At 38.9% G+C, this 26789-nt stretch carries 18 protein-coding genes; 11 read left to right on the top strand and 7 right to left on the bottom strand.

Going from position 1 to position 26789, the window contains the following annotated elements:
• Nucleotides 1–198: 198 nt before the first annotated feature.
• Nucleotides 199–1611: a L,D-transpeptidase family protein gene (locus tag QNH29_RS27545; protein ID WP_283865764.1), complete on the bottom strand. Its 1413-nt coding sequence runs from the start codon at nt 1609–1611 to the stop codon at nt 199–201.
• A 295-nt stretch (nt 1612–1906) separates the two neighbouring features.
• On the opposite strand from QNH29_RS27545, the gene QNH29_RS27540 reads away from it, so the two are divergent.
• Genes QNH29_RS27540 through QNH29_RS27530 form a run of 3 tightly spaced genes read left to right on the top strand, consistent with a single transcriptional unit; the run spans nt 1907 to nt 5555 of the window.
• Nucleotides 1907–3367, top strand: coding sequence for a spore germination protein (locus QNH29_RS27540; protein WP_283862419.1), 1461 nt, complete (start codon nt 1907–1909; stop codon nt 3365–3367).
• Entirely contained in the window at nt 3352–4452 is a 1101-nt protein-coding gene (locus QNH29_RS27535) for a GerAB/ArcD/ProY family transporter (RefSeq protein WP_283862418.1), read from the top strand. Before QNH29_RS27540 ends, QNH29_RS27535 begins: the two co-directional genes overlap by 16 nt.
• Nucleotides 4449–5555 (top strand): Ger(x)C family spore germination protein, encoded by a 1107-nt coding sequence (locus tag QNH29_RS27530; protein ID WP_283862417.1) that lies wholly within the window; start codon nt 4449–4451, stop codon nt 5553–5555. Before QNH29_RS27535 ends, QNH29_RS27530 begins: the two co-directional genes overlap by 4 nt.
• Nucleotides 5556–5682: 127 nt before the next feature.
• Here the strand turns inward: QNH29_RS27530 and QNH29_RS27525 are convergent, their stop codons facing one another.
• Together QNH29_RS27525 and QNH29_RS27520 are read right to left on the bottom strand one after the other, a co-directional pair.
• Nucleotides 5683–6819 carry a DUF4179 domain-containing protein gene (locus tag QNH29_RS27525; protein ID WP_283862416.1) on the bottom strand — a complete coding sequence of 379 codons (1137 nt, stop codon included), beginning with the start codon at nt 6817–6819 and terminating at the stop codon, nt 5683–5685.
• Between the two features lie 12 nt (nt 6820–6831).
• Nucleotides 6832–7341 carry an RNA polymerase sigma factor gene (locus QNH29_RS27520; protein WP_283862415.1) on the bottom strand — a complete coding sequence of 170 codons (510 nt, stop codon included), beginning with the start codon at nt 7339–7341 and terminating at the stop codon, nt 6832–6834.
• Between the two features lie 419 nt (nt 7342–7760).
• Between QNH29_RS27520 and QNH29_RS27515 the strand changes: the two genes are divergently transcribed.
• The 7 genes from QNH29_RS27515 (at nt 7761) to QNH29_RS27485 (ending at nt 20902) form a co-directional block, all read left to right on the top strand.
• Nucleotides 7761–8753 carry a galactan degradation operon transcriptional regulator GanR gene (locus QNH29_RS27515; protein WP_283862414.1) on the top strand — a complete coding sequence of 331 codons (993 nt, stop codon included), beginning with the start codon at nt 7761–7763 and terminating at the stop codon, nt 8751–8753.
• Between the two features lie 136 nt (nt 8754–8889).
• The gene (gene ganS, locus QNH29_RS27510) at nt 8890–10161 is read left to right on the top strand and encodes an arabinogalactan oligomer ABC transporter substrate-binding protein GanS (RefSeq protein WP_283862413.1); all 1272 of its coding nucleotides are present in this window, start codon (nt 8890–8892) and stop codon (nt 10159–10161) included.
• A gap of 113 nt (nt 10162–10274) precedes the next feature.
• Nucleotides 10275–11531, top strand: a complete 1257-nt coding sequence (gene ganP / locus QNH29_RS27505) for a galactooligosaccharide ABC transporter permease GanP (RefSeq protein ID WP_283862412.1) — start codon at nt 10275–10277, stop codon at nt 11529–11531.
• A gap of 3 nt (nt 11532–11534) precedes the next feature.
• Complete coding sequence (ganQ, locus tag QNH29_RS27500; RefSeq protein WP_283862410.1) at nt 11535–12386, top strand: galactooligosaccharide ABC transporter permease GanQ; 852 nt, start codon at nt 11535–11537, stop codon at nt 12384–12386.
• A 279-nt stretch (nt 12387–12665) separates the two neighbouring features.
• Nucleotides 12666–14726, top strand: a complete 2061-nt coding sequence (locus QNH29_RS27495; protein ID WP_283862409.1) for a beta-galactosidase GanA — start codon at nt 12666–12668, stop codon at nt 14724–14726.
• Between the two features lie 377 nt (nt 14727–15103).
• The gene (locus tag QNH29_RS27490; protein ID WP_283862408.1) at nt 15104–17809 is read left to right on the top strand and encodes a glycosyl hydrolase 53 family protein; all 2706 of its coding nucleotides are present in this window, start codon (nt 15104–15106) and stop codon (nt 17807–17809) included.
• Between the two features lie 168 nt (nt 17810–17977).
• Nucleotides 17978–20902, top strand: a complete 2925-nt coding sequence (locus QNH29_RS27485) for a leucine-rich repeat domain-containing protein (RefSeq protein ID WP_283862407.1) — start codon at nt 17978–17980, stop codon at nt 20900–20902.
• Nucleotides 20903–20926: 24 nt separating this feature from the next.
• Here the strand turns inward: QNH29_RS27485 and QNH29_RS27480 are convergent, their stop codons facing one another.
• Genes QNH29_RS27480 through QNH29_RS27470 form a run of 3 tightly spaced genes read right to left on the bottom strand, consistent with a single transcriptional unit; the run spans nt 20927 to nt 24905 of the window.
• Entirely contained in the window at nt 20927–22045 is a 1119-nt protein-coding gene (locus QNH29_RS27480; protein ID WP_283862406.1) for a GerAB/ArcD/ProY family transporter, read from the bottom strand.
• Nucleotides 22046–22078: 33 nt separating this feature from the next.
• Nucleotides 22079–23293, bottom strand: a complete 1215-nt coding sequence (locus QNH29_RS27475) for a Ger(x)C family spore germination protein (protein ID WP_283862405.1) — start codon at nt 23291–23293, stop codon at nt 22079–22081.
• Nucleotides 23283–24905, bottom strand: coding sequence for a spore germination protein (locus tag QNH29_RS27470; protein ID WP_481858763.1), 1623 nt, complete (start codon nt 24903–24905; stop codon nt 23283–23285). Before QNH29_RS27470 ends, QNH29_RS27475 begins: the two co-directional genes overlap by 11 nt.
• A 123-nt stretch (nt 24906–25028) precedes the next feature.
• Here QNH29_RS27470 and QNH29_RS27465 point away from each other — a divergent pair, with 123 nt between their 5' ends.
• Nucleotides 25029–25271 carry a YczF family membrane protein gene (locus QNH29_RS27465; RefSeq protein ID WP_283862402.1) on the top strand — a complete coding sequence of 81 codons (243 nt, stop codon included), beginning with the start codon at nt 25029–25031 and terminating at the stop codon, nt 25269–25271.
• A gap of 118 nt (nt 25272–25389) precedes the next feature.
• Here the strand turns inward: QNH29_RS27465 and QNH29_RS27460 are convergent, their stop codons facing one another.
• Nucleotides 25390–26313 carry an AEC family transporter gene (locus tag QNH29_RS27460; protein ID WP_283862401.1) on the bottom strand — a complete coding sequence of 308 codons (924 nt, stop codon included), beginning with the start codon at nt 26311–26313 and terminating at the stop codon, nt 25390–25392.
• Between the last annotated feature and the right edge of the window lie 476 nt (nt 26314–26789).

Here is a 26789-nt window from a genome sequence, read left to right as displayed (position 1 = left end):
TGAATTTCTTCCTCGAATTCGCCCACGCACGAAGAAAATGTGATAGCATTTTCGAGGAGTCTTCGTGCCCTCCGCGCAAATCAACAGAGTGTAATAATCAAGTTTAGCTCTAACACAGCCACTAAATAAAAAAAACCTGTATCCCTATGAGCACACATGTAGTGTGTTTCAAAGAAATACAGGTTATTCCCAATGCTTTTAATAAACAACAACTGGCTGGTAAACGCTGAGGTTGTCGTAGACGGCTTTCATCATGCTAGGAGATACGTTGACGCAGCCGCCGGAGCCTTGTGTTAGATAGGCGTTGCTGTTCCAGTTTGTTCGCCAGCTAGCATCGTGGAATCCTTGGCCGCTGTTTGTAAATGGTGCCCAATAATCGACTTTTACTTCATAATCGGGTTTGCCGACGGCACTGCCCTTAAGTGTGTATGGTGTTCGTTTAAAGAGAACATACCAGACACCCGGTGAAGTATCTTCACCCGTACTGTGTTTGCCCGTAACAACATTCGTCGTTAAGACCATTTTTCCATCGCGGTAAAGCCAAATACGCTGCTCGGCAATGGATACTTCTGCATACGTATCACCAATGCCGTTATTGGCAATGATATCGTAGCCATAGCCTTCTTTGTTCCAGCCGTTTCCGTGAATATTAGAAGCCGATATAGATTTCTCTCCTTTTTCAAAAGCGGCTTGAACGAGCGATGTTTCTTTTTCGACATCAAGCGCCCAGCCATAGCCTTCACCTTTAACAGAAATCTCGGAACCTGAGTGAGTCTTAAAGGTGAAATTCTTCCCTAATGTAGATTGGGCGTTATTAATTTCGGCGATTTTCTTCTTTAGGTCGCTTGCGTCGATTGAAATTTCCATATCCTTTGTTACAGAGGCATTTTTGATTACTTCGCTGCCTTTTAACGAATGGACTTTATCTTGCACCTTATAGTCCACGTTATGTTGAAGGAGCGCTTGAAGCTTCTTCTCTTGGTCTTTTACAATTTCACTGTCTTCCTTGGTCGGCTGAATTAAAATGGGATTCAGGCGGATTTCGCTCGTAAATGGCTGTTTTTCATAATCCTTTACTAGACTAGCGACATCATATTGAGTACCTTCAATACCTTGTATAACCGTTACTTTTCCATCTTGTAAGGTTACCTGCGCATCTTTAGGAGCCTGAAGCTTTTCATTCATGGAGTTCAGCTTTTGTTCGAGTTCCTTTTTAAGGCTTACACTGCGGTATTGGTCATCCTTGCTTGGAGTTAGAGAATACTCCTTTGATTTGAAAGAGGGCAGAAACGTCCACTGGCCTTTCAATAGTTTCTTAATTTCCGAGAGATCTTCCTCTGTAAACCCCATCTGCGTATCATTTCCATCTATTATCAGTTCATTTCCAATATAGACATCGTTTTTTAGGACAGATGTTTGTAACTTTTCTAGTGCCTCGTCTGCCGTTAAGCCGCTGACTTCTATGCCATTAATCTTTTTATTCGCATTAAAATGGTTCGCCTGATAATAGCTGATTGCAATAACGGCAAGTGCGATTATGGCAATGATAATGGCTGTAATGTACTTCCAGTTTTTAAACCATTTAACTGGTTTTTTTCGTGAATGGTTCATTTCTCCAAATGATTGTTCTAAAGCGTTTCCCACATTTGCTCCCCCCACATACCTTTGAATCTTTATTATACCATGAATTTCCAAGTATGTTACATTCCTATTAATCTTTCATTACAATATTACAAGATAGTATAGCGCAAACTTTGTCGGTAATTGTACATATTTTTTATATTTATTTTTACTAAAAAGTGGTAACGAACCAATCGAATAAATCGATACAACCTTAACGTAATAGAATATAGGCAGGAATTAGGGGAATAATAGGAAATATCTAGATCTTAAGGAGTATTCCGGCATGATTTTCTCAAATAAAGTGGGTAGTGATATTGAAAAAAATATAAAAATGTTAGAAGAGCATTTTTGCCATACGGAAGATTTAATGAAAAAAGAACTCGTTTTTGCGAAACAGAGGTGTGTCATTTTATATCTTGATCCCTTGGTAAAGAAGGAACTTCTTCAATCATCTATTATCGAGCCTATTTTAGAAAGGGAAATGGATGACATTGAACTTGTTGTCCATGCGGCAGAAGTAAAAAAAAACACCTTGATTTCAGAAGTGGGGAAACAATTATTAGATGGATTCTGTGTGATTTTGCTAGAAGACGATCCCTTTGCATATACCGCTTCGGTTGGAGGGGTAGAAGGCAGGTCCATTGAAGAACCGAAAAATGAACGGAATATTAAAAGTTCCCATGATGGTTTGGTTGAAGAGTTTAACTCAAATCTGCAGCTTTTACGCAAAAGAATAAAAAGTCCTTATTTAAAAGTGAAATATTTTACAATCGGTAACCTTACCCAAACGAAAGTGGGCATGGTTTATCTAGAAAATTTAGCGAACAAAGAGCTTGTTGACGAAGTAGAACGGAGATTATCTTCGATTGAAATCGATCAACTTTATACACTTGGTAATTTAGAGCAGCTCATTGAAGACAACCCATTTTCACCTTTTCCGCAAAATTTAGCAACAGAAAGACCGGATAGAGCAGTGTCTTATTTAGCTGAAGGAAAAATTACGATCATTGTGGATGGGAGTCCCAGAGTGTTAGTCGTTCCGATTACATTTTTTGCTTTTTATCAGGCACCGGACGATTATAATAGCCGATGGCTGGTAGGTTCATTCTTTCGAATCATTCGTATCTTTAGTTTCATTGTTGCGATTAGTTTGCCTGCAATCTATATAGCGATTGTTTCATTTCATTCTGAGGTCCTTCCTATCGGAATCCTATACTCCATCCGGACTTCCTTAGAGTATGTTCCCTTTCCGCCTTTTGTGGAGGCCATAACGATGCAAATCATTTTGGAACTGTTAAAAGAGTCTTCAATTCGATTGCCATCGCCTATCGCTCAAACCATTGGGATTGTCGGGGGGTTAGTCATTGGGACTGCTATAGTTGATGCCCATATTGTATCGAATATGATGATTGTGGTAATCGGGTTTACTGCCATTGCCTCGTTTGTGGCGCCGATTAATGAAATGGGGACGAGTGCAAGGTTGTTAGGTTTTCCAATTATGATAGCTGCTACATTGTTTGGTTTTTTTGGAATTGTCTTCGTGTTAATGTTACTTTTTATGCATTTATGTAAACTAGATTCTTTTGGATCGCCCTATTTTTCTCCGTTAGCGCCATTCAAGAAAGAAGAGATAAAGGATACGTTTATACGCCTGCCTTTTTGGAAATTGAATACTCGTCCCACTGATGCAAAGCCAGCGTATGCTAATCAACAAGGGAGAACAAGGGCATGGAAAAAGAAATGACGAAAAACCAGATAACAAAATTTCAGTTATTTTTTTTACTAATACAAAGTCAAATTGGTGTTGCTCTTTTATCATTACCGCATGCTGTGCAGGAGAGTGCGAAAGGAGACGGCTGGATCTCTACCCTCATTGCAGGGTTGGCCGTTCAAGTTATGCTTATCGTTTATTGGCAATTGTTAAAACGATTTCCTACCCTCATGTATACAGAAATAACGAAGAAGCTAGTAGGCAGGTTTCTAGGAAATTTCCTAAATCTGTTCATCTACCTAAATTTCATTCTAGTCGGGGGTTTAGCGACTATTCTTTTTATTAAACTCATCAACTTATGGTTATTACCTTTGACACCTGGATGGATGATTTCTGCACTGATATTGACTGCCTGTATTTATTTAGCTGTTAGTGATTTAAAAATCATCGCAAGATTCTTTGTCCTTGCTACCTCCTTAATACTATTTTTATGGTTTACATCTGTATTAAGCTGGTTTACTCCAAAAGAATTTCAATATGTTCTTCCTATTGGCAGTTCAGGAATTAAAAATATTTTAATGGGAAGTAATAATTCGCTTCTCGCGATGTTAGGATTTGAAGCGTTGCTTTTTTTCTTCCCGTTCATTATTGAAAATAAAAAAGGAGTATTCAAAACGATATCGCTGGCCAACCTTTTTATCACTCTTTTTTACACATACTTTATTTTTATTACTCTCATCACTTTTAGTACTGATCAGCTGGCCCAAATGAGAGAACCGATTTTAAATCTACTTAGAGGAATATCCTATAATATGATCGATCGAATCGATCTTATTTTCCTGTCCGTATGGATGGTACCAATGGCCACTTCGATTATTACCTATTTATTTGCTGCGAGTAAAAGTTTGAATCTTGAAAAAAAGAATTATCCCAAAGCAGTCGTACTTAATGGAGGCATATTTTTTTTGATTACCTTGATTCCTAACGATGACGCCATTGTTACTTTGTTTAACCAATATGTATCCTATTTAAGTTATGTGGTTGTATTTTTGATTCCTACTCTGTTATTAATTCTTTCATTCTTAATGAAGAAGCACGAAAAGAGTGAAACAACATGAGAAAAATTTCCCTTATCATTTTACTAATTTTCCCTATTGTGCTAACAGGATGTTGGGACCAACAGCTTCTTGTGAATCGAACGCTAGTGAATGGAATAAGTTTCGATCTTACGGAAGAAGGTAAAATAACTGCAGCGGTCAGAGCGTTAAATATACAAAGTAAGGGCGGAGGCTTATTCGAAATCCAGGACGAACTAGTGGAAGATGAAAGACCCACGGTTGTTGGTTTGGGATTAGATTTAGACAGTAAAATTTCTGGTGAACTAGATGCCAGTAAAGCCCATGTAGTAATAATAGGGGAAGATCTAGCGAAAAAAGGAATTCACCCTTTCGTTGAGTTCTTTTATCGTAACAGGGAATCTTATATGTCTTCCAAATTAATCATAAGTAAAGGGAAAGGGAAAGAGATTCTGTCTGTTGAAAAAGAAAAAAGCCCCATTGCTTTTTTCATATTGCAATTACTAGAAGGCGCAGAAGCGGATACGGTCATTCCGAAAAAAAATACCTTTATGGTTTGGAATAACATATTAGACCCGGGTAAGGATATGGTTCTACCGTATCTTGAAAGGTCAGGGGACGATAAAGTTCAAATCGCGGGAGTTGCCTTGTTTAACGGTGATAAATATACAGGTACAAGCTTATCGAAAGAAAAGAGTGGTATACTACTGGCATTAATGAATCAGTTAAACAAGTCAAACAGAATGGCATTGATACTGGGGCCAAAAAATAACAGACGATCCATTTCTTTGGCAATTAGAGATTTGAGGAGGAATCTCGAGGTCCAAGTGGATAAGGATAAAAAAATCACATGTAAAATTGATGTTAAAATGAATATTGAGATATTAACCTATCCACAGAATTTTACGAATAAAATCAATGTCAAAAAACTAAATCAAGATCTTTCTGATGAATTCACCAAGAGAGCAAAGGAAATTACCAACACGTTAGTAAAAGCCAATTGTGATGCGTTTGGGATTGGCCGTCAAATCTCAAGCTTCCATCCTGAATTATGGAAGAAAATCAATTGGGACCAGGAGTATAAAAATGTTCAAATTGAGCCTGTGGTGAAGGTAAACATCATAAAAACCGGCAATGTTTTTTAAGCTGTTGTTTCACAGATGTAGTTACTTTGATGGCTGATTTGTAACTAGTAAAACGTATATTTATAAAGAGGTTGTCAACTGCTGACAACCTCTTTTTTTAGAATGTAAAGCGAAAGCAGCTCATGTACTATTTCACTAATGGTATTTTAATATCCTCCCCCACTTCAAGGACAGTGTCTTGTGGGTTTTTAACCGGAGCAAATATCATCGCATATTCACCCAGTGGTCCAGGGATCTCGTTTTTATTGAAGATTGGTTCCACCTTTTCACCGGCCGACTTTAAAAATACCCCCGATTTACTAGGATCAACGAAGTAACCTTTTCCTTTTTCAAACTTTCTGGCATTCAGGAGTTGATTTTCTAGCTTACTCATGACGTCAAATTTTTCTCCATTATCATCTATATACGGTCCAGTGTCTGTTCCAGTCACCACTACTTTTGTTTCAAACGCAGAAAACTCCACTTGTTTAATCAGGTATGTTTCATTTTCAAATGCAAATTCTTTATTTAAGGATACGGTTGTTCGTTCTGAAACAGCCGATGTGTCTAATGTAAAGGCTATCGGCCAGGTTGTTTCAATCTTTTTCCCTTTTCCTTCTTCATTGTAAATGGTTATGTTTTCAACCTCTAAGCGTATTTCTTTTCCTTGGTACTCTTTTAGCGACTCCATTGATAATGCTTCAACAACTTTATTCTCTTCACGGTCGTAATACCTGCTCCCCCAGCCATAATTCTTTAATTTCTTCTTTTCTCCCTTGTCATTAATCAAATGAACAGAACTATCACCTTCAAAAATATCTAAGTAGTAATTTTCTAGATTGTTTTCCTTGCTTTGGTAGGTTAATAAGAGTTTCGTCTCTTGATCATCTGTAATCACATTTTGAAAATGTACACTTATATCATTTTCTTTATCGTAATAAGTTTGGTTTATAAATTGACCAATCCCTAAATCAATCGCCGCTTTTAAACCAGAGTCATCAATATGTTCACTGGAAAATATTTTGTCATACAGCTCTTGAATGGCGGCTAAAGCAGGTGTAAAGGTTAACGTTGATAGGGTGATAAGACAAACGGCCGCAACCATGGAAAATCTTTTAGTAAGAATTCTTTTTTTGTTTTGAAGGTGCACTTTACTTTTTATAAAGGGTTCCTGGTATTCTAGGTCATCCACTCTATGAATCTTTTTTTGTATTTCATCCCATACATCGGGGACTTGTTGTTCAATAGCTTTGTCTAAGTGCTTAATTAGTCTTTCTTTATCCACTAAATTTCCTCCTTATTCCAAAGATTTTCTAAGTTTTTTCAGAGCGATTCCATACTTCCAAAGTACTGTGCCTAGCGGCATTTCCATGATTTTGGCGATTTCCTTATGCTTCAATCCGGAGATTTCCTTTAAGATAACAATTTGCCTTTCTTCGCTATTTAGTAATTTCAAATATTTAGCTAACACCATTTTGTCTACAGGATCTTCAGAGAAATAGTTTGCTTGTTCAAAATATTTGTCGTCATAGCCTGTTATTTCGCGATGCTTTTTTCGATAGTAATCTAAGGCTGTGTTTCTCGACACCCTGATTAGCCATGCTTTCACATTCGTGATCTCGTGGTGTTTCATATGCTGGTACAGTTTAATAAAAACTTCCTGCAACACATCTTCAGATAATTCAAAGTCTCTAAGTATTGATAATGCCACCGCAAACACATGCTTCTTATGTTCATTAAATAATTGCTTGAATTCAGTTAAATCACCACTGGATTGATCATAATGCTTTATATTTACTTGCCCCATCTTCTTCCCCCTTTCATATAATAGACGTGCCGTTTTTAGGATTTATTGGTGATTTTAAAAAAAATAAAAAACAGCAGTGATCACTCGCTGCTGAATGGTAAAGTCATTATTGTCAAATCATACGAAAGTCTCTATAAAAAAGATTTAAGAACAAACCCTACATCGTAGTGGCCAGACCATAACAACCATGTATAGATAACAATAATTTTTGTGATGCACTCAATTTGTTCCCATCTATACTTTTTCGTACTCATTTTCAAATCAAAAGTATACGGTCTCATGGAAGTCATGTCCACATGTTTATTATCGAATATTCACTTGTATTTTTATGAATAGTCGCGTAAAATTTAGTAAATAAGTTTACTAAATAATTTGCAGCTTTTGAAAAAACAAAATGGTAAATATGGAGGTTAACACAAATGGCAACAATAAGAGATATTGCTGAAAAGTCAGGTTACTCGGCTTCTACCGTTTCACGGGTTCTGAACAATGATCAAAGTCTTTCTGTTTCGGATGAGACACGTGATCGGATATATGAGGTGGCAGAGGAGCTTAATTACCGAAGGAAAACAGTAAGACTGTTAGTGAAGAATATTGCTTTTTTATATTGGTTAACAGATATCGAGGAATTAGAGGATGTTTATTTTAAAACGATGCGCATTGAATTAGAAAAAATGGCGAGAGTATTCAATGTCGAGATGATTACCTACAAAATATCAGATGGCATTCATCAAATTCCAGATACGATTGAGGGGTTCATTGCTGTAGGGACGTTTTCGGATAAAGAGCTGGCGCATTTAAGAAGCATTACGACCAATGGTGTCTTTCTTGATACATCACCTGACCCGAATCATTATGATTCTGTTAGACCAGACCTTCCGCAAATCACAAGAAGAACTGTGGATTTTTTAGTGGAAAAAGGACATACAGAGATTGGTTTTATTGGAGGAACCTATCACAATCCAAACACCGGTGAGGACGAAATGGATTTACGTGAGCGTGTGTTTCGCAGATATATGGAGAAAAAAGGTTTATTGAATGATTCTTACATTTTTCATCACAGAGGATTTTCTGTAGAGAATGGTTATTTTTTAATGAAAAATGCGATTCAGCAACTGGGTGATCAGCTGCCGACCGCTTTTTATATTGCAGCTGACCCGATCGCAGTAGGCTGTCTTCAAGCGTTAAATGAACATGGGATTGCGATTCCTAATCGTGTAAGTATTGTCAGTGTCAATAATATTAGTGTGACAAAATATGTTTCTCCGCCGCTGACTACCTTTCATATTGACTTACGTGAAATGTGCAAAAATGCCATTCAACTATTACTTGAACGAGTAATGGAAAAACGCAAACTAGTGAAAACGTTGTATATTGGTTCTGAATTAGTAATTAGAAAGAGTACTATTTAAGTAAATGTTTTTACTGATTTTAGTAAAATAATTGTTTACATGTTTTCTTGCCGGTGATATATTAGATTTACTGAAACGCTTTCAAAAAAGTGTGAAGGACTAGAACTACTACTTTACTTTGAAAGGATGTCCATCCATGAAATTTAAGAAATATTTTAGCGTAATGAGTGGGGTTGCATTAAGTTTATCTTTAGTTGCCTGTGGTCCACAGGATGACGCTAAAGGTGGAGACACAAAAGAAGCAGATAAACCGAAAGAGTTACTCGTTTGGGAAGACATTATGAAAGGTGAAGGTATTAAAGACGCCATCGCCAAATTTGAAGAAGAAAATGATGTAAAAGTAAAAATGGTAGAAAAACAATATACAAAACAAATTGAAGACCTTCGTTTGGATGGGCCGGCTGGAACAGGTCCAGACGTCCTGACTATGCCTAGTGACCAAATTGGTACGGCAGTAACGGAAGGATTAATTAAAGAGTTAAAGGTTGATGAAGATACACAAGGTATTTATACAGAAGCAGCGATGGACGCACAGAAGGTAAATGGTAAGGTTTACGGATTACCAAAAGCAGTAGAAACAACTATGCTTTACTACAATAAAGATCTTATTTCTGAAGATCAATTACCAACAACACTAGAGGGATGGTATGACTATTCTAAAGGTGTGGCCAATGGTCAAAAGTTTGGTTTCTTAGCACTATTTGATCAAATCTATTATGCGAATAGCGTATTAAGCGGTTACGGTGGTTATATCTTTGGTCAAAAAGACGATGGTGCCTATGACCCAGCTGATATTGGAATCAACAATGCAGGTGCAGTTGAAGGTGCACAATACATTCAGAAGTTCTATAAAGAAGGCCTATTCCCAGCAGGTATTATTGGTGAGCAGGGGATCAGCGTAATTGAGTCATTATTTACGGAAGGTAAAGCGGCTGCAATTATTTCCGGACCATGGAATGTTGAGCCATTTACGAAAGCTGGCGTCAATTATGGCGTACAAAAGTTGCCTGAACTTGCTAATGGTAAAAACATGAGTGCGTTCATTGGGGTTAAAAGCTATAACGTTAGCTCTTATTCTAAAAACCCAGAGCTTGCAGAAAAATTCGTCAAGTTCATTGCAAATGAAGAAAACTCTAAAAAGAGATATGAAATTACAAAAGAAGTTCCAGCTGTAGCGGCTTTAGCAAATGATCCAGTTGTTACGGAAAGTGAAGTAGCAAAGGCAGTTGCAGAGCAATCTCAATTCTCAGTATTAATGCCAAATATTCCACAAATGAACGAAGTTTGGACTCCTGCAGATTCAGCATTACAAACGATTGCAACAGGTAAAGCGGAGCCAAAAGCTGCATTAGATCAAGCGGTAAAAACGATTAAAGGTCAAATTCAAGCAAAACATAGTGGTAAATAATTAACACAATAATGGTGTCAAACGCTACTTATGTTTGACACCATTTATTATATGAATTCGAATATGAGAGCCATTATTTCTTAACGGCCATCTATATAAAGAGGTGAAACAACGTGCAACATCGAACAATAGCCCCGCTGTTATCTATCGTACCGGGATTAGGCCAATTTTATAACAAACAATGGGTAAAGGGGATTATCTTCCTAGTTATTACCGCTTCGTTTTTTACGGCGTTTGGCCAGCTCTTAAATATGGGTTTCTGGGGGCTTTTTACACTAGGAACAGAGGTGCCTCGAGATAACTCTATTTTCCTTTTAGCTGAGGGGATTATTGCGTTAATTGTAACTGCCTTTGGTCTTGGCATTTATTATTGGAATTTAAAAGACGCTTATAAAAATGGGAAATTACGCGATGATCATCAACCGGTTACTTCTCTTAAGAGTGAATATAAAAATTTAATTGAACAAGGGTACCCATACTTAATCAGCGGTCCATCATTGTTTCTATTAATTTTCGCCGTTATCTTTCCGATTTTATTTAGTTTCGCATTGGCGTTTACGAATTATGATTTATATCATTCACCACCGGCTAATTTAGCTGATTGGGTAGGTTTACAGACGTTTGCGGAAATTTTCACGGTTGATATTTGGCGGGCTACGTTCTTTGATGTTTTAGCATGGACGGTCGTTTGGACCGTGGTTGCTTCTTCGCTCCAGGTAAGCCTTGGTATTTTCTTAGCCATCGTGGTTAATCAAAAAGAAGTACGCTTTAAAAAGTTTTTCCGTACGATTTTAGTTTTACCATGGGCGGTACCAGGGTTTGTAACCATCTTGATTTTTGCCGGATTATTTAATGATAGTTTTGGTGCGATCAACAATGATATTTTAGCGTTTTTTGGTGTCGATCCTCTTCCTTGGATGACCGATGAAAAGTGGTCGAGAGTCGCGCTGATTCTTATGCAGGGCTGGCTTGGATTCCCTTATATTTTCATCGTAACAACAGGGGTTCTTCAATCAATTCCAGATGATTTATATGAGGCGGCAACGATTGATGGTGCATCGATTTTTGCTAAATTTAGAAATATTACCTTGCCGATGATCTTAATTGCGATGGCACCGATTATTATTACGCAGTTTACGTTTAACTTTAATAACTTTAATATTATTTATCTATTCAATGGCGGTGGTCCTGCTGTCGCGGGGTCAACGGCTGGCGGAACCGACATCTTAGTATCTTGGATTTATAAATTGACGATGCAATCAAGCCAATACTCATTGGCTGCAGCTCTAACTATTTTGTTATCAATCTTTGTTGTTGGGATTGCGTTATGGCAATTCAGACGGACAAATTCGTTTAAAGAGGGGGCGTAAAAAATGCAGACATCTATGAAAACCAATCGCTTCATTCGTCTCTTTTTTACCTATGCCTTTCTAACTTTTATGACAGTGCTGATTATTTATCCTTTGCTTTGGACAGTAGGGGCAAGCTTTAACCCTGGTAACAGTTTAATCAGTACTTCCATTATTCCGAAAAATCCTACCCTTGATCATTATCGAGAGTTATTTGCCGGAAAAGAAAGTTTGCAATATGGCAAGTGGTATTTGAACTCGTTGAAAATAAGCATATTTACAATGATTGGTTCGATGATTACCGTATCATTTACCGCCTATGCTTTTTCACGTTTTCGCTTTAAAGGGAGAAAAAATGCTTTAATGCTGTTTCTGTTATTACAAATGATTCCGCAATTTGCGGCGTTAATTGCACTGTTTGTATTAGCGCAAATTCTAGGAATGATGAACAGCCACTGGTTATTAATCCTTCTCTATATCGGCGGACAAATTCCGATGAATACGTATCTAATGAAGGGATATATGGATTCAATTCCGATGGATTTAGACGAGAGTGCGAAGATTGATGGCGCGAGCAACACAAGGATTTTCTGGCAGATTCTCTTGCCATTATCAAGACCCATGCTTGCGGTTGTGGCCATGAATGGTTTCACAGGTCCGCTTGGCGATTTCGTTTTATCTTCGGTTATTTTAAGAACACCAGATGCGTTCACGCTTCCGATTGGCTTATATAAATTAGTGAACGATGTAATGGGTGCCAGCTATACAACATTTGCAGCTGGTGCGATTTTGATTAGTATTCCGATTGCGGTTACCTTCCTGCTTCTTCAAAAGCAATTTGTGTCTGGTTTAACGGCTGGTGGTACGAAAGGTTAATGACAAATCTTAGGCTGGCAGAAGAGGATTAGTCTTTAAGAGTACTGATGAAGGACAAATCTCGGGTCTGCGGAAGAGGATTAGTCCTTAAGAAGCTTGATGAAGGAGAAATCTTAGGTTAGAGGAAGAAGATTAGTCCTTAAGACCCCTGATGAAGGACAAATCTCAGGTTAGAGGAAGAAGATTTGTCCTAAACCCATATACCTTACAAACAAAACTCAAAAGGAAACAACAAGATTTGCCCCAAGAAGGAATTTTGGTTGTTAGAAGGAGATTACTATGTCTAAACATGAAAAAACATATACAACAAAAGCAAACTTCATGCTTCATGGCGGAGACTATAATCCTGACCAATGGTTAGACCGTCCAGATATTTTGGAAGATGATATAAAATTAATGCAGCTTGCTCATACAAATACATTCTCAGTTGGGATTTTTGCTTGGGCGGCACTTGAGCCGGAAGAAGGAGTTTACAACTTTGAATGGCTTGATAAAGTGATTGATGACATCTATAGCATAAACGGCCGAGTCATCTTAGCGACACCAAGCGGGGCCCGACCGGCTTGGATGTCACATAAATACCCTGAGGTACTGCGTGTGAATGGTGCAAGAGTTAAGATGCTCCATGGCGGCAGGCACAATCACTGTTTTACTTCGCCTGTTTATCGCGAAAAGACTCAAAAGATTAACCGTATGCTCGCAGATCGTTACGGCAATCATCCAGCTCTGCTGATGTGGCATATTTCCAATGAATATGGCGGCGAATGTCATTGTGACCTTTGCCAAGATGCCTTTAGAAACTGGTTGAAAAAGAAATACAATAACGATTTAAAGTCTCTGAATGACGCATGGTGGGGACCATTCTGGAGCCACACTTTCACAGATTGGACGCAAATTGAATCTCCTTCATCAATTGGAGAAAGCATGGTTCACGGCTTAAATCTAGATTGGCGCCGATTTGTTACAGACCAAACAATAGATTTCTATGAAAATGAAATTGTTCCAATCCGAGAGTTGACACCAGAAATACCGATTACGACGAACTTTATGGCGGATACCCATGAATTAATTCCATTCCAGGCGCTTGATTACAGCAAGTTTGCGAAACATCTTGATGTGATCAGCTGGGACGCGTATCCTGCTTGGCATAATGATTGGGAGAGCACAGCGGATTTAGCGATGAGAGTCGGATTTATTGATGACCTGTATCGCTGCCTAAAGCAGCAGCCATTTTTACTTATGGAATCCACTCCTAGCATGGTGAACTGGCATCCAGTGAACAAAGCAAAACGACCAGGCATGCACAAGCTTGCTTCGATGCAAATGGTAGCACATGGCTCTGATAGTGTGCTTTACTTCCAATGGAGGAAATCTCGCGGCTCATCGGAAAAATTCCATGGTGCCGTTGTCGACCATGACAATAGCTCAGAAAACCGTGTATTCCAAGAGGTAGCCGAAGTCGGTAAAACCCTTGAAAAACTTTCTGATATTGTCGGTACCAATCGTCCTGCTGACGTAGCCATTTTATATGATTGGGAAAGTAATTGGGCGCTTAATGATACCCAAGGATATGGATTGGAGACAAAACGATACCCGCAAACGCTGGTTCAGCATTACCGTGCGTTTTGGGAACAGGATATTCCTGTTGATGTGATTACGAAGGAACAGGATTTTTCAGGCTACAAATTATTGATTATTCCAATGCTATATCTAATCAGTGAAGAAACCATTGCGCGTCTTAAGGCATTTGTTGCCGCGGGCGGTACACTAGTTACTACGTATATTAGCGGTATTGTTAATGAGCATGATTTAACCTATACAGGCGGATGGCACAAGGATCTGCAAGAAATCTTTGGTATCAATCCAGTAGAAACAGACACCTACTATCCTAGTGATAGAAATGCTGTCACCTATCGAAACCAATCATATGAATTAAAAGACTATGCAACCGTTATTAAAGTGGGTACGGCAACAGTTGAAGCTGCCTATGAAGATGATTTCTATGCAGGCACACCAGCGGTTACAAGCCATTCGTATGCAAATGGAAAAGCCTACTATATTGGCGGCCGCCTAGAAGATCAATTCCAACGAGACTTCTATCAGGAATTAATAAGTGATTTGTCACTTGAACCAGTCTTTAAAGTAAACCACGGAAAGGGAGTATCGGTCCAAGTAAGACAATCCCCTGAAAGCGACTACGTATTCGTCATGAACTTCACCGAAGAAAAACAACCAGTCACCATTAAAACTACAGTCGTTGACCATCTAACAGGTGAACAACTATCCGGTGACATCACCTTAGACAAATATGAAGTACGAATTCTGGAGAAAAAGAGATAAAAATAAAATAAAGCGGTGCCTGTCACCGCTCGTGGACACTGTCCACCTGAGGCGGACAGTTGAAGTTGATATAACTTGTTTATAATGACTGTAACCGACACTTTAGAAGTTTTTCGGTCACTATGGAGCTCTTATAGTGACCTAAATGTTTAATAGACAAGGATTATGGTAACTATAAAGCCCTTATAGTGACCGTAATGTCCATTTGAAAAGAATCATGGTAACTATAAAGCCCCTGTAGTGACTGAATCGTCTAATCCAATTAAGTTTTGGTCACTATATGAACAATTTATTTCTTTTTTTTATTTTTCATAGAATACTAGATCGAATGAAAACGTTTACTAAGTCAAATTTAACGGTAAAAAGGTGAGGAAACTATGGGGAAGAGCAGCAAGTTTTTTGTTATGTTTCTAGCATTTTTAATGGTATTTAGTTCATTATTCACAAATATTCACCCAAGGAATGTTCAAGCTGTAGCACCTTCTTTGGTGAATGGCGGGTTTGAAACGGACTTTTGGGCTGATGGTTCATGGAGTGTTGAAGCGACGGTTTGGGATCATCTTGATTTACAGCATTTTTCTTATTCCGGAGACTCATGGATGAAGAAGGATGAAGGAGAACACGCTTTTAAGTATTGGATTAAAGACAGTGCCGGCGAAAATCAGGCATTTACGGTCAAACAGACTATAGCCACACTTCCAGCTGGAAGCTACGAACTATCGATCCATTCTATGGGCGGTGGAGGTGCTGAAGCGGGATCTGTACAACTATTTGCCGGAAATGAAACGACAGAGGCAACTGCTACTGCCGGCTATAATAACTGGGGAACGATCACGTTAAATTTTGAAGTAAGTGAAGAAGTTTCCAATTTTAAGGTAGGTGCTATTGTGAGTGGTGCGCCAAAGGCTTGGGGTTATTTAGACAGCGTAAGCTTAAAGTCACTGAATGCGAGTGTTCCTGACCCAGTAGAAGCTGATATTTTTGTAGAAAGAGTAGACGGTATCAGCGAGGACTTTATTAAAGGTGTCGACGTTTCTAGTATTATTTCGCTAGAAAACAGCGGTGTGACATTTAAAAATAAAGCGGGCGCTGAGCAGGATATTTTTAAAACATTAGCAGATTCAGGCGTAAACTATGTACGTGTTCGTGTCTGGAACGACCCATTTGACGCTGCTGGAAATGGTTATGGCGGCGGAAACAATGATTTGCAAACGGCAATTGAAATTGGAAAAAGAGCAACAGCGAATGGAATGAAGCTATTGGTAGACTTCCATTACTCTGATTTCTGGGCTGACCCTGCTAAGCAGCAAGCGCCAAAGGCTTGGGCGAACTTAAGTTTTGAAGACAAGAAAACAGCTTTATACAACTATACTAAAGAAAGCCTTGAAACGATGAAGGCTGCTGGAATTAATATTGGTATGGTTCAGGTTGGGAATGAAACAAATGGCGGGATGGCAGGAGAGAAGGATTGGACAAAGATTAGTGCACTCTTTAATGAAGGCAGTAAAGCGATTAGAGCCGTAGAATCTAGTATTTTAGTAGCTTTACATTTTACAAATCCTGAAACAGCAGGAAGATATGCTTCTTTGGCAAAAACCCTGCATGATAACGGTGTAGACTATGATGTATTTGCGAGCTCCTATTATCCATTCTGGCATGGTACATTAAGTAATTTAACGGCAGTTCTAAAGGATGTTGCCAATACGTACGGTAAAAAAGTTATAGTAGCTGAAACATCTTATGCGTATACAGCTGAAGATGGAGACGGTCACGGAAACACAGCACCGAAGGATTCTGGTCAGACGTTAAATTACCCAATTACTGTTCAGGGACAAGCTAATTCCGTTAGAGACGTATTTGAAGCTGTTGTCAATGTTGGTGAAGCCGGAATCGGTGTGTTTTATTGGGAACCAGCATGGCTGCCAGTTGGTCCAGCTTCTCAGCTTGAGCAAAATAGAGCAATCTGGGAACAGTATGGTTCTGGCTGGGCAAGCAGTTATGCTGCCGAATATGATCCCCATGATGCAGGCGCGTGGTATGGCGGAAGTGCAGTAGATAACCAGGCATTATTTGATTTCACTGGTAAACCATTAGCTTCATTAAACGTATTTAACTATGTTAATACAGGTGCAGTTGCTCCTTTAAAAATCGATGAAATTAAGGATATCACTGTAAGTGCCATTCTAGGTGAAGAAATTACGTTACCAGAAACCGTTACCGTTACCTATAATAACGGGACCATGGGTGAGGCTTCTGTCGAGTGGGATCTTGCAGCATTAGATCAAGCGATCGCCAGCGGTGTTGGGGAATACGTGATTGAAGGTGTTGTGGAAGGTGGAGCATCTGTAAACGCACAGCTAACCATTAATCCTGAAAATTATGTGGTAAACCCTAGCTTTGAAGACAGTGACGTATCAATGTGGACAATAACTCACCCAGAAGGTGTAACTCCACATGCTGCCATAAAACAAAATGCTTCTGACGCGCATTCAGGAGAATATATGGTGCATTTTTACTCAGGTGAAGGTGTCGATTTTAAGGTTGAACAAACGATTACCGGCTTAGAACCAGGTTACTACAACCTTTCTATGTTCCTGCAAGGCGGGGATGCTGCAGAGCCTGAAATGTACTTGTATGCAAAAACCAGCAATGAGGAATTAAAAGCTGATACATCTGTAAACGGATGGGTGAATTGGAGCCATCCTAAAATTGACGAGATTCTTGTTACAGATGGAACGATTACCATTGGAGCAAGTATTAAAGCGAATGCAGGTGCATGGGGAACGTTAGATGATTTCTATCTATATAAAGTGAAGGATTATCAAGCAGAACCAACTCCGGATGGAGACCCAGGTCAGACCCCTGATGAGGATACACCGGAGAATGATGATGCAGGCCAAACGCCTGATCAAGGTATACCTGGCAATGACCATTCTGGCCAAACATCAAAAGGCGATTCGCAAGAAGGCAACCAACTGCCTGACACTGCAACAAACATGTACAACACGTTGCTGTATGGCTTACTATTAGTAGTTATTGGCGGATTCGGTTTCCTTTGGTTTAGAAGATTAAAACAAAACTAACACCCGACTTCGTTGGGGCCTGGCCTGGAGTATGGTCAGGCTCTTTCTATGCGTTTATATTTAGGATAACGAAATATGTAAAAATTAGTAAAATTTTGTATCAAATCTCTTGGATAACAGGATATAATTATTTTGTTAGTAAAACTTTTATCCTAAGGAGGGTGCAGCTTGCGTAATCGAAAATGGACGAATCTGTCTATCGTTCTAGTATTCTTATTTTCTTTGTTTAGCCCGTTTGCTAGTTTAGAGACTTATGCTGCGGCAGGGTTACAATTACTGGACGTGACAGAGAAAAATGAGTCCACTGTTCTTGTTTGGGAAGTGGTGAACGAGGGAGAAGAACTCACAAACTATCAATTAATAAAAAATGGTGCAGTACTGGATATAGAGCCGGTAAAATTAAATGAGTCTACCGAGGACAATGTGACACGGTATTCTTACGAAGACCAGCATGTTGAAAAAAATACTCTATATAAATATGAAATCGCCGGATATTTATCTACTGGTGAAAAAGTGGTAAGTGCACCGATTGAACTTACTTTTACGGGACATGCCGCAGAGGCACAAAGTAATGTACTAGCGGACACTGAGGCAGAAGCCGCAGAGGCACAAAGTAATGTACTAGTAGACACTGAGGCAGAAGCCGTGACGACAAATATTAAAGTGGTTACGGATCAAGGTACTATTCCTTGGGAATTTGATTTTTCAATCAATAGTGATGATGGTTCAGAAATTGGATATTACGGTTATTTGGATGAGGATGGTTTTTTTGTAGATTACGAGACTGAATCCCGAGACATTAACCTTCCTATAGGAAACTATCATTTAGTTACATATAACTACTCAACCGAAGAAGAGGTTTCGGCGGCATTTACGATTGAGAGTGGAAGTGATTATGTAACATCCCCAATTGAATTGGTGTTTCCTCACGAACAACTTGTTATAAAAAAGTTCATACAAGTTGAAGGAACAACAGAGCAGTCGATTTCAATCAGCTGGAGTGAGTCTGTCGATCCCGAAGCAGTAGAAAAATACCATGTCTATTTAAATGACGAGCTTGTAGAAGAAATTACCGATCCATATAATACTGTTTTCACGTTTTCAGATTTATTGGCTGAAACATCTTACCAGGTAAAAGTAGAGTACGTTTACAAGGACGGCACAAGTGAGTACGTAACCGTAGAGGTTATGACCTCAGCTCCTCCAGCAGGTGAAGTGGTTGATTTTGCTGATGAAAACTTAAAGAAAGCGATCAGCAATCAATTGAAAATTCAACATCGTGACATTTATACAGATGATATGGAAAAGCTGACTTACCTGGATGCGAGTTATTCAGATATAAGTGATTTAACAGGACTTGAGTTCGCTGTAAATCTTACTGAACTTATGGCTTATGGCAACCAGATTGAAGATCTCTCACCGCTTGCAGATCTGACGAATCTAACCTTTTTGGACCTAGATGGAAATTTGATTACGAGTCTTGATGATTTGAAAAAATTACAAAACCTTGAGACTTTGCTTCTGGCATTTAACCAAATCGAGGATATTGGTATCCTGCAAGAATTACCGAAACTCGCTCATGTGTCGTTATATGGTAATGAAGGTCTTGATTTTACTAAAGGCTCCGATGATTTTGAGGTTTTAAAGAACCTTATCTCAGCTGGTGTTTCGGTTGAGTGGATGTTAGAAAGCGGCGAAATCTTCATTAAGGAAGTAACAGAATCCTCGATTAAATTAGAGTTTAGTTTCCCTGGAGTTGCTGATTTCATCAGTTCCTATAATCTTTATCTTAATGGTGAATTAGTAAAAGAAATACCAGTAGAAGAGAATAGTTATAAGATAACGGGTCTTGACCCATTGACTGAATATGAAATTTCGGTTGAAGCTGTAGATGAGGATGGTAATGTTTGGAGCAGCGCCTATAACTATGTGATGACGCCGCCTGTACCAGCAGGAGAAGTTATACAATTTAAGGACGAAGCTCTAGAAGAAGCGGTACGTGACGCCTTGTATATTTATTCTCGTGACCTGTTTGAGAGTGATTTGACCATTTTAACTAGTCTTGATGCAAGCGGACGGGGAATTGAGGTACTTGATGGTTTAGAGTTAGCTGTTAATCTTGAGGCATTAATATTAGATTACAACTCCGTTCGTAATCTTACGCCAATCGCGGGGTTAACGAATTTAACTCATTTATCGTTAGGATATAATAAACTGTCAGACATTTCTGGTTTGGCTTCTTTAGCTAATCTGCAATCGTTAATGCTTGATGGCAATGAAATAGCAGATATCAGTATCCTATCTCAATTTTCATCGCTCAGCATTTTGTCATTACAGGGAAATAAGGTAAAAGACATTGGTGCGTTAGCGGATCTACCGATTGAGTTTCTTAACATCGGCTATAACGACATTGACGATATTTCAAGTCTGCTGGAATTAGAGAATTTACAATACGTATTAATCATGAACAATCCACTCGATTTAACGGAAGGATCTGAAACACGATCTGTGATTCAGACTTTAAAAAACAATGGGGTCATGGTCATTTACGAATATCTCGACATTTCCGTCAGCGAGGTAACGGAGAATTCGATTAAAATTAGCTGGCTGCCAGTTCCGGAAAACGACGTACAGGATTATATCTATTATGTCCTAGTGAACGGGGAAGAAGTAGCGATAGATTTAACGGATTCTTCTTATACTCTAACCAACCTTGAGGCTGATACAGAGTATACGATTGAGATATTAGGAATAAGTGAGAATTCCGAGAGCTTTATATATGGAACTACTGTTGTTCGCACTGCTGCGGTTGAAGAGAATCCTATTCCAGGGGATACTGAAAACCCAGGTGAGGGAACAGTGGGAGATGGGGAAGATGCTCCATCTGCTCCAGATAAAGAAACGGAAAATGGTTCAACTCCTGATAAGCAAGAAACCGAAAATGGTACCACTCCAGATAAAGAAACGCAAAAATCAGGCAGTCTGCCAAATACAGCAACAAATAGCTTTAACTTGATATTGTTGGGACTTGGTCTCGTGGCGGCAGGAACAACCTTCTTTGCCTTAAAAAGAAGAAGAGTAGTGAAGCAATAGTCTAAGAAAGTAGGACAAGGTATGTTAGCTCCTTGTCCTATTTGCGGTGTTTCCATTTCTTCGGTTCTTTAAAAAAGCAATTCCTAAGAGCAGTAAGGGAATAATGATTAGAAGAAAAGGGTGTAAATAGCGAGTAACAAATTCCAACCCTTCTTTTAAATGCTCCGCATAGCTGCTTGCGATGGTCACAGACATGAATAAAACAACCATCCCCATCGGATAGGTTAACTTTGAAGGTTCTTTAATCTTGAATAAGACCGCAGTACCAGCAACGGCAGCATAAAAATATATGCTAACTTTAAAATAAATAGAGATGACGGTCGCGATCATAAAAAAAACATCAAGACGTTCAAGAAATTCCGCTACTTGTATACTTTGAATGGTACTTAACAGCGGAAATTGAGAGCGGGAAGTCAGGTCTACACCCAAAACTCCAATGTTAATTGCCATGGTAATCGCAAGATTAATTCCACTCAGTCCTATTGCGAATAACCCCACTTTTAGTACACTTTTTCTTTTCGTTACATAAGGGAAAATCATCGAAAAAGCGATTGTCTCACCAAATGGAAAAAATAAGGTTTGCGTGAAAAAAACTTTGGCAACAGGAAAAATGCCTTCCTCTAGTATAGGTTTTAAATTATTTACATCAATAAGCCCAGAGAAAACAATTAGTATAAAACCGGTTATCGCAAGAAAATACATAGAAACAAAAAATAATTCTCCTGTTCTTGCCACGACCTCAATCCCCTTACTAACAGCATAAATCGTAACTAGCATCAATAAGGCATTTACCATAAATAAAGGGGTTTCAAGATAGGCAAAGGTCAGGAGCATTTCTCCAAAATCACGAAGGACCCTGGCGGCTATATACATAAAAAGAATAATATAACAAAAGGCTAGGAGGGTACCTGCTATTTTTCCAAGCAGCTTTTGCATATATTCTGGGGGTGTTAACTCTGGATAGTAAAGAAATAAACGGTAATGTATCCAGAATAAGAATAGACCTGCTGCCATTCCAAACAGAATAGCCAACCAGGAGTCTTGTTTGGCGTCAATTGCCAGAGGCACCAAAATCGCACTGCCTAGTTCGAATAACAAGATTAGGACAAAAAGCTGGTATAAGCTTATCTTTGCCTTTTCCATGCTTTTGTCACTTCCTTTTCATCCTTTTTCATTTTACTTATTCACTTGGTGTGGGTTGTTACGTAAACCTGTTCGACGAACAAAGGCGTCTACCACAATCTCTGTTTTAACTTCTGGAAAATAAACATCATTCCAATTCGCTTTCATTTTTTTCCAATCCTTTGGATTCGTGCGATGAAGAGCGTCGCCAAAACCAAAAATATCTGCTTTATATTCCTGCGCTTGCTTTACAGCCAGATTAATTTCTTTTTTTATTTCCTTTTCTATTGCTTTTTCTATGTTTAAAAGAACATCAGGGTTTTTAGTATCAGTCTGCACTCTTACCTCACCAAGATTGCCCTCTGCATGAACTTCAATTGTGACCCGGGGTGTTCCTTTTTCCATTTTTGCCGATACCTTGGTTTTTTGTCGGATTAATTCGTATAAAATAGCCTCTTCTTTTCCTTTCCACTTGACGGCAATTGCAGAAGCCTTTAGTTTGTCGAGGAGGAAGAGAGAACCTCTTGCTGCCTCACCATCAATCCAAGCGGTTAATTTACCGTTTTTAAATATCGCAAGGCTACCTGCGTAAAGTGCCGAAGAGGGTTCTGTTTGCTGAGTGTTTTCGGTCTTTGTTCCCTTGGTTACATCTCCGTTTAAACGAAACCCTGAAACAACCAATTCTTTCCCAGGTGAGACTAGTGTCTCAATGGCTTCTTGCACATTAACCGCGATATTTTCTCCCCAAGTTTTTTCGGTAATTTTTAACGTTTTGATTACTTTATTTGATGGGATTTTATCTATTGCTGTTAACACTTTAACAATGTCGGAAGCTTTCTTTTCCTGGGCGATGACAAGGATAGCTGTATTACGAAACTGCGCATCACGTTCTAGCGGATCAAGGATGTTGCTAATGGACTCTTTTTTAGCGAGATCTTCACTTATGACAACCAAATTCGTATGCGCATAATACAGTCTTCTTGACAATTTACGGGATGTATTTCTGCTTAACTCGGCTATTGTATTTCCTGTTCCGGTTACGACGGAAACGGGAGGTCCTTGATTCCCACCTCCGCCTTGCAGCCCGCTCGCTACGTTACCTGGATTAATAATTTGCATGGTGCCAACATATCTGCCTTCTTCATTCTTGTCTATACCAAGGGCGGCAACAATCGCCAAGTCGGTTAACTCCTTTTTGCTCCAACAACCGGATAAAAGGAAGATACTAACGATAAAAACTAGGAAAAACCATAATTGTTTAACTTTCATCTTTGCCACCTTTTTCTATTGCAGAGTTGACCATCCCCCTGCTTTCAGGAGGTTGTGGTTTCTGGTTCTCTCCTACACGATTCTCCATCTCACTGCTAAATAGCCTTGGCCGTTTCTTTTGCGCCCACAATGGCAGACGGACGATTGTATCACCGAAGTTTGCCAGGATAAGGGGTGCCATTGGGGTTAAATAGGGTACTCCAAATGAGCGAAGGCTGCATAAATGTACAGCGAGTACGATTATCCCTAAAATAATTCCGTAAAAACCGAAAGTTGCGGCTGCAAACATAAATCCAAAGCGAATAAGACGGGCAGCAATGGCGACTGCAAAAGCTGGAGTTGCAAAATTTGCAATGGCAGTAATCGCAACAACGATGACCATAGCTGGAGAAACAATCCCCGCCTGAACGGCTGCTTGGCCAATAACCAGCGCACCAACAATTGAAATGGCTGAACCTACAGCTCTAGGCATCCTTACTCCTGCTTCACGAAGGATTTCAAAAGAAACTTCCATGATCAGGGCTTCGACCAATGCTGGAAAGGGTACGGTTTCCCTCTGGGCTGCGATCGCAATCAACAGTTGCGTTGGTATCATTTCCTGATGAAACGTTGTAATTGCAATATAAGCAGCCGGACCAATAATAGAGATAAAGAATATTAAAATCCTTAAAAATCTCAATGCTGTTGCAATATCCGCACGGTCATAATAATCTTCTACGGACTGAAAAAATTGAATAAACACAGCTGGTGCGATTAAGACAAAAGGTGTTCCATTCACAATAATCGCTACCCTGCCTTCAAGGAGATTACCGGCTACCATATCAGGACGTTCCGTATGATACAGGGTTGGAAAGGTAGTGAATGCCTGGTCTTCGATAAGTTGTTCAATATAACCCGATTCAAGAATACTGTCGATTTCAATCCTTTTTAATCGATTCCGGACCTCTTCAACAATATCTTCCTTTGCTATCCCTTTTATATACATTATAGAAACATCTGTTTTCGTGACGCTGCCAATCTTCATATTTTCCATCCATAAATTTGGATTTTGAATACGTCTGCGAATCAATGCGGTATTTGTACGGATGGATTCCGTAAAACCATCCCGCGGTCCGCGAACCGTTACTTGGCTGCTCGGTTCTTGAATGGAACGCTGCTCCCCGCCTCTGGTGCTGGCACTAAGTGCTTTATGGTAACCATCCACGAGTATAATACTCTCACCGGACATTAAAGACAGGAACAAGTTCTCCCAATCTGTAATTTCTTTAACGTCACCAAGCGCCACTACATCCTCAAGAAGAATTTCAAAGATAGGCTGACTATTGTGAACGGAACGATTCATCACGGATTCAATAATAAAATCATTAATTGCCTTGCTATCTGCAATTCCCTCTATAAAGACAACTGCTGCATTCGGTACTGTACCGTCCCCGAGCTGTAATTTTCGGATGTTTACATCTGTGCTATTACCTGTTTTTTCTTTTATGTAATCAACTTGATCTTGTAATGAACTATGAATGGCTTTCACAGGCTGAGGCTGGTCGGTCTGTTGAGCTTGTTTCTTTTGCAGTTTTAATTTTTTCATTTTTTTTGATAGGGAAAATAGAGACATCTCACTAAACCTTTCCTGCTTTTTTATTATTTTCCACTAATATTGAAAAGGTATTCCTGATTTCTAAAAAGTACCAGAACACTTTCATCCGAAATGAGGAATGATATACTGCAAGGTGATAAGATGAAGATAATTGTAATTACTTTAGCGATGTTAGCTATATTAATTGGCTTTTCCTTTGGAATTGACCTCATGTTGGGTTTTGATATGAAAACCGCTTGGCGTAATGCCATAAGTCCATTTCGAGTAATGGAAGTTCCTGAATATTTTGTATTTGTTACTTTAATCGTTGTTTATTTATTAAAGAAGTTATACGAGTTGACGAGTAAATGGATTAGCAGCAAATTGAGGAAGATTTTGGAGTAGTCAGGTATAATAATAGAGCCGGTTTGCAATTTGAAAGCAAACCGGCTCTTTGTAAATAAGGGAAGGCTGCAGTATGGTGACAGCGGAACATCACAGTGATCGACAGTTTCTCTTGATTCTACTTAACCAAAACAATCAAGACTGGCAATACAATAAAGGACAAAAGAGTAGTCCAAAGAATCGTTTTGGTTAACAATTTTGGTGATGCATCAAATTTTTCCGCAAGAATGCCGGCGTTGATTGCAACGGGCATACACGATAATACTAATAGAGTAGAGTACATAATGCCTTCAATCCTTAATAGAGTTAAACACAATAAAGCAATAAGCGGTGCAATTATTAACCTCATGCCCATCCCAGTCCAAAAAGTGATCCGTGTATTTCTGCTGATACTTTCTGTTTTTACATTGGCCATCTGTGCTCCTAAAACTGCTAGAACAATGGGCGGGTAGGCTTCTGCAATCATGGAAACTCCGGTGGACAGACCACCCGGTAAGGTTAAATCAAATGTACGCATCACCAGGGCAAGCACTACTGCATAAATAGCCGGCAGGGCAAACACCGATTTAATCGCATTTTTTATTGTAAAGTGAGAGCGTGCTGCAAAGAAGATTCCTAACGTATGCATCATGACCATCTGCATTACAATGTAAACGGCAGCTTTCTCAAGCCCAAGTTGTCCGAAAGCAAGCAAGGTGAGTGGGATTCCATAATTAACTGAATTGGTAAATGAGGAAATTAAGGTTAACCCAGCAATATCATTAGCAGGCAGTTTGAGCAATTTCCCCAAAATATTGGCAGCAACCGCAAGTAAAATCAGATTTAGCAAAGAATAAGCTAAAGTCAAATAGACATCCTCGGGCGAAAGGTGTGCCTCCATTAATGTATCAAAAATCAAAAATGGAGTTATGTAATATAAGGCAAAGTTTAAAAGCGGCTTGATTTCCAGTTTCCCAAACCTAAAAAGTAAGACCCCTGCTATCACAGGTATAGAGAGCGGTAAAATCACATCAAAAAGCGTGGTAAAGATTTCAGCTATCATATAATACTTCCTCTCTAAATAAGAAACTATCATTCCTGTTAATCCTATTAAACGATATAACGAGAAGGATATATCTACCAATTGTATATTTTATTATATACTAATAGATTTTCTTCATATATACGTTTTTTTGATAATGGTGCAGAGAACTGCTAACATCTTCAGGTAGTTACTATGACATTAATAGACAATGTTATCTTTCGAAAGGATTGAATAAAAGTTATTCCGAAAAAAAGAAAACTTTTTGTTGCATAAGTAAATCGAAGGTGTTACTATAAGGGAGTCGCTTTTAACACCAGCTTTACTAGTTAAAAGTGAGAACGAAAAAAAGTTAAATTATTATATTGACATAATGATAGAAATGCGATATGATAATTTCACTGTCGCTTAGGACATAGTTAAATTGCTCTTTGAAAACTAAACAAACAAGAACGTCAACAAACAATTTTTTAGCTTTTTATATAAAGCTAAGCCAA

The organism is Neobacillus sp. DY30, from assembly GCF_030123065.1.
In the GTDB taxonomy this organism is placed as follows: Bacteria; Bacillota; Bacilli; order Bacillales; family Cytobacillaceae; genus Neobacillus.
The sequence above is the reverse complement of the archived record's forward strand: the minus strand, read 5'-3'. Positions and strand labels throughout refer to the sequence as shown.